4 protein-coding genes are annotated in these 4,928 nt (G+C 48.4%); 1 reads left to right on the top strand and 3 read right to left on the bottom strand.

Annotation, left to right across the window (positions count from 1 at the left end; all coding sequences use genetic code 11):
- Positions 1 to 1,672, top strand: a 1,672-nt coding sequence (locus ABNT28_RS09955; protein WP_348721506.1) for an ABC transporter ATP-binding protein, incomplete at its 5' end; no start/stop codon positions are given.
- Positions 1,673 to 1,756: 84 nt separating this feature from the next.
- Here ABNT28_RS09955 and bktB read toward each other — a convergent pair.
- The 3 genes from bktB to ABNT28_RS09940 all read right to left on the bottom strand — a co-directional run.
- Positions 1,757 to 2,935 carry a beta-ketothiolase BktB gene (gene bktB, locus ABNT28_RS09950; protein ID WP_348721505.1) on the bottom strand — a complete coding sequence of 393 codons (1,179 nt, stop codon included), beginning with the start codon at positions 2,933 to 2,935 and terminating at the stop codon, positions 1,757 to 1,759.
- A 30-nt stretch (positions 2,936 to 2,965) separates the two neighbouring features.
- Entirely contained in the window at positions 2,966 to 4,576 is a 1,611-nt protein-coding gene (locus tag ABNT28_RS09945) for an AMP-binding protein (RefSeq protein ID WP_332925003.1), read from the bottom strand.
- Positions 4,577 to 4,603: 27 nt separating this feature from the next.
- Positions 4,604 to 4,928 (bottom strand): rhodanese-like domain-containing protein (locus tag ABNT28_RS09940; RefSeq protein WP_332925004.1); only part of this gene is annotated, 325 nt, incomplete at its 5' end.

The raw sequence follows: 4,928 nt of genomic DNA, 5'->3' as shown, positions 1-4,928 counted from the left end.
GGTTGCCGAGGCCTTACGCCTGCACAGCGATCTGAATGACCAGCAATTTAAGGCACGTGTTGTTGATCTACTAACGCAAGTTCGGCTTCCCGATCCGGCCGCGCTGGTGACGCGATATCCGCATGAACTATCTGGTGGCCAACAGCAAAGGGTGGCCATCGCCATGGCACTTGCCGGAGAACCTGAAGCATTATTACTTGACGAGCCGACAACAGGTCTGGATGTAACAACGCAGGCGCATATTCTTGAATTGCTCCGTGATCTGGCGCGTGAACGCAATATGGCAATGCTCTATGTCAGCCATGATCTGGGCGCGATCTCGAGGGTCTGTGACCGTGTGGTGGTGATGTATGCTGGTGAAATTGTACTTAATGGCTCGGCTCGGCAGGTTTTGCTGGCGCCACGTCATCCCTATGCACATGGTTTGCTGGCATCAATACCGCGCTTGAATCAAACCCGCTTGCCAATGGCATTGGACGGGCGACCACCAATGCCGGGCGAGGCTATTAACGGATGCGCCTTTGCCGACCGCTGTGCCCTGGTGGATAAAAAATGCCAGTCAATGTCGCCACCACTCATACCCATAGACAGCGGTGAAGACGTCCGCTGTTTTCATAGTGACAAGATTGACCAGATGCCGACGGCAAACAAAAAGCCGGCGCGACAAGGCGATTTGACAACCGTTGAATCTGGGCAAGCGCTAGGGTTGAACAACCTTGCCATCAGCTATGCTAAAACTGATTTTCTGGAAACCCTATTTTCCGGTAAAAAACCCTCTCCCGCTACCGTAGAAGGCATCAATATCACCATCGAAAAAGGTGAAACGCTTGGTCTTGTTGGCGAAAGTGGCAGTGGGAAATCGACAATTTTAAAAGCCATTGCTGGTTTGATTTCACCAAAGGACGGAAACATTTCACTACATGGTGAAACCATGTTAACCGCGCGGGTCGAAGACCGTCCAGCGGTGAATTTGCGACAAATTCAGATGATTTTCCAAAACCCGGATGACAGTTTGAACCCACGCCATACGGTCGCGCAAATTCTGGCGCAACCTTTACGTCTCTATTTTGGGTTGAACGGCGATGCGTTGCGCCGGCGTAGTGCCGAATTAATCGAACGAGTGAGGCTTGGCGTGCACTATCTTGATCGTCTGCCAAGCCAGTTATCTGGCGGTGAAAAACAACGCGTTGCGATAGCCAGAGCCTTTGCCGCTGAACCTGAAATAGTGCTGTGTGACGAAGTAACATCCGCGCTGGACGTTTCGGTTCAGGCGGCAGTTCTTGACCTATTGGACGAATTGAAAACACAGCAGGGAACAACCTATATTTTCGTCTCGCATGATCTGGCTGTGGTAAAAGCCATTTCTGACCGCGTGGCTGTTTTATATCAGGGTCGTTTGTGTGAAATTGGTCCCGCAGATGCTGTCTATAAGGCGCCATTCCATCCTTATACTGATTTGTTGCTTGGCGCCGTACTTGAACCCAATCCAGACTTCGCACCAAAACTTAGCGCTGACGATGTTGTAGAGCTGTCACCACCAGCTTCAGGCTGTCCATTCCAACGACGATGTCCACGCAAACTTGGTACAATTTGCGAGACCGACACACCATCAGCCCAGACCACTAGCCCCGAACATGTAATTAACTGCCATATTCCAGCAAAAGACCTGTAATTTGGTCACAATCATTTAACGATTCTAAATAACATCCATTATTCGAAATCATCGACAAAATTGAGCAATTGAAAAGCGTTTTGATTAAAGCGCCTCGACCACCATTGAAATGCCCTGCCCTCCACCAATGCAAAGTGTTACCAGTCCATAACGACCACCAATACGGCGTAATTCATGTAATAGCTTTAATGTTAGAATAGCGCCTGTAGCTCCGACCGGATGCCCTAGCGCGATTGCCCCACCATTTGGATTCACTTTGGCTGGATCAAGCCCTAATTCACGGCTGACATAGCAAGCCTGTGCGGCAAATGCTTCGTTGGATTCAATGACATCCAGATCGCTTGCTGAAAGGCCAGCTTGATCAAGCGCCATTTTACTTGCTGGAACAGGTCCAACGCCCATAATTTCAGGCGGTACAGCGGCAAAGCCATATGATAGCACCCGTGCCATTGGCTTTAACCCGCGTTCGACAGCGTCTTTTTCATTAGCTAAAACAACAGCCGCCGCGCCATCATTAATGCCACTTGCATTACCTGCGGTGACACTTCCATCTTCTTTGAAAACAGTTCGGAGTCCAGCAAGGTCTTCTATAGTTGTCGCGCGTGGATGTTCATCAGTGTCAAAATGGCTAGTTTTCTTACCATGCCCAACATCAATGCCAACGATTTGCTCTTTAAAACGTCCTTCAGCAATGGCATGGGCGGCGCGTTCCTGGCTCAGTTGGGCAAACGCATCCTGTTGATCTCTTGAAACGCCAAATTTGTTAGCGATATTTTCTGCGGTTATACCCATATGCCCATGTCCAAACGGGTCATGCAGTGATGCCAGCATCATATCAATAGCGGTGGCGTCACCCATTTTTGTACCAAATCTGAGCTTAGGTAACAAATAACCAGCCCGCGACATGGATTCAACACCACCACCAATAGCAATTTTGGCATGGCCTAGTTGAATAAGCTGAATGGCCGAGATAATGGCCTGCAAACCCGATCCGCAAAGCCTATTTACCGTTAGCGCGGGCGCATGTGTTGGCAATCCTGCCTCAAGGGCGATAACGCGGGCTATATAAACATCACGGGCTTCGCTATGGAGTACATTTCCATAAACACTATGATCAACATGATGTGGCGAAACACCAACGCTTTCTAACGCCGCTTTGGTAACAAAACTGCCTAATTCCGTTGGTGCAATACCAGCCAACGCACCCCCAAATTTTCCAATAGCGGAGCGTTTCCCCCCCAGAATAACAACTGACTCTGACATTTTAATTCCTTTTGAACAGTTCTAGTTACATCAGTGCTTTTGACGTATCGAATCTCGTAATTCGTTTTTGCGTATTTTTCCAGTGGTGGTTTTTGGAAGTTGTCCAAAGATCACTTTCTTTGGACATTGATATCCAGCAAGACCTTTCTTAGCGTGAGCTATCAATTCTTCCTCTGAAACTTTGCCTGAAAGCTCAACAAAAGCACAGGGTACTTCCCCCCATTTCTCATCAGGCATGGCCACAACCGCAACAAGGCTAACAGCAGGATGAGAATAGAGCGCCTTTTCCACCTCAATGGATGATATGTTTTCACCCCCTGAAATGATTATATCTTTGGATCGATCACGAATTTCAATATAGCCATCAGGGTGTTGCACCGCGATGTCGCCGGACCAGAACCAGCCGTCCTTAAACGCTTTAGCCGTCTCATCAGGCGCCTTCAAATACCCTTTCATGACAATATTACCACGAAACACGACCTCGCCTAGTGTCTCTCCATCCCATGCAACAGGAACGCGTGTATCTGGTTTCAAGACCATTACATCTTCTTGCAACTCATAGGCGACACCTTGCCGAGCTTTTAATACTGATTGTTCATCAGGAGCTAGTGAAGCCCAACCGGGTTTTTCTGCGCAGACAACGGCGGGACCATAAACTTCGGTCAAACCATAAACATGGGTGATTGAGATACCCATGGATTCTATACCCTCTATAACGCTTGCAGGAGGAGGCGCTGCTGCTGTCATCATTTTAATCTTTTGTGAGAACGCAGGTTTTTCTGGTGCGTTCAATATCATTGACATGATGATGGGTGCACCACAAAGATGCGTAACTTTGCAATCAACAAAAGCGTCAAAGATCGCATCGGCTCTTGGTGCGCGCAAAAACACATGCGTTCCAGCAAGCAGGGTTATAGTCCAAGGAAAACACCACCCATTACAATGAAACAGTGGCAACGTCCATAAATAGACAGGATAATGCGGCATTTCCCATGTAAGCACATTATTGACAGCGTTGGTCCATGCGCCACGATGCGAATATACAACTCCCTTGGGTCGGCCTGTGGTGCCAGAGGTATAGTTCAGCGCCAGCGCGTCCCATTCATCATCCGGCAAGCAATAGTCAAAATTCTTATCACCTTCGGCCAACAATTCATCATACGTCAAAGAACCTATCTTTTTGCCGCCTGGTCCTTCACTGTCCTCAATATCAATAATCAGCAGATCACGATTGGATTGGGAAACGGCATTTGCCGCCAAAGTCGAAAATTCGGTATCAACCAATAACACCTTCGCTTCACCATGTTCTAGGATATAGGCGATAGTTCCAGCATCAAGTTTCGTATTATTCGCATTAAGAACCGCGCCAAGCGTGGGCACAGCTAGGGCGCATTCAAGCGCTTCAGGGATATTTGGTGCAATCAAGGCAACTGTATCACCCTTGCCAATGCCGCGGTTAGACAGGGCCGAAGCAAGCCGCTTGCAACGTTCGGCAACTTCTCGCCAATTGCGCCGGATGCGTCCATGAATTTGTGCCGGTAATTCTGGGTGAACGCGCTCAACACGTTTGAGAATTGACACTGGTGACAGAGCCGTGTGATTAGCCGCGTTACGCGCCAGTTCTTGACCCTCGTAGATCATTTGCTTATCCAATTTATTCCCCATGTCTCAGGACAATACGCCCCCAGCTTTCTGCCAGGCACTTACACCACCAGAAAGGTTGACTACAGGTGAGAGCCCCATATCCATGGCCACTTTTGCTGCCAAAGCCGATCGTCCACCTGATGCACAGTAAAAGACGTAAGTTTTGTCTTGATTGAATTCTGGTTTATGTGCCGGACTTTCTGGATCAATATGAAATTCCATCATACCACGAGATGAAGTGACCGCACCCTCAATGATACCGGATTTTACTTGTTCCGTGCCATCTCTTAGATCAACGAATATGTGATCTGATGAACCAACCAAAGCTAGCGCATCTTCAACGCTAATC

Source organism: uncultured Candidatus Puniceispirillum sp., from assembly GCF_963979125.1.
Taxonomy (GTDB): domain Bacteria; phylum Pseudomonadota; class Alphaproteobacteria; order Puniceispirillales; family Puniceispirillaceae; genus Puniceispirillum.
Note: the sequence above shows the minus strand (reverse complement) of the source record. Positions and strands in the feature narration are given on the sequence as shown.

Bases quoted from the DNA above. Each gene is read 5' to 3' on its own strand.
- bktB (WP_348721505.1), bottom strand. From the start codon at position 2,935: ATGTCAGAGTCAGTTGTTATTCTGGGGGGGAAACGCTCCGCTATTGGA.
- ABNT28_RS09945 (WP_332925003.1), bottom strand. From the start codon at position 4,576: ATGATCTACGAGGGTCAAGAACTGGCGCGTAACGCGGCTAATCACACG.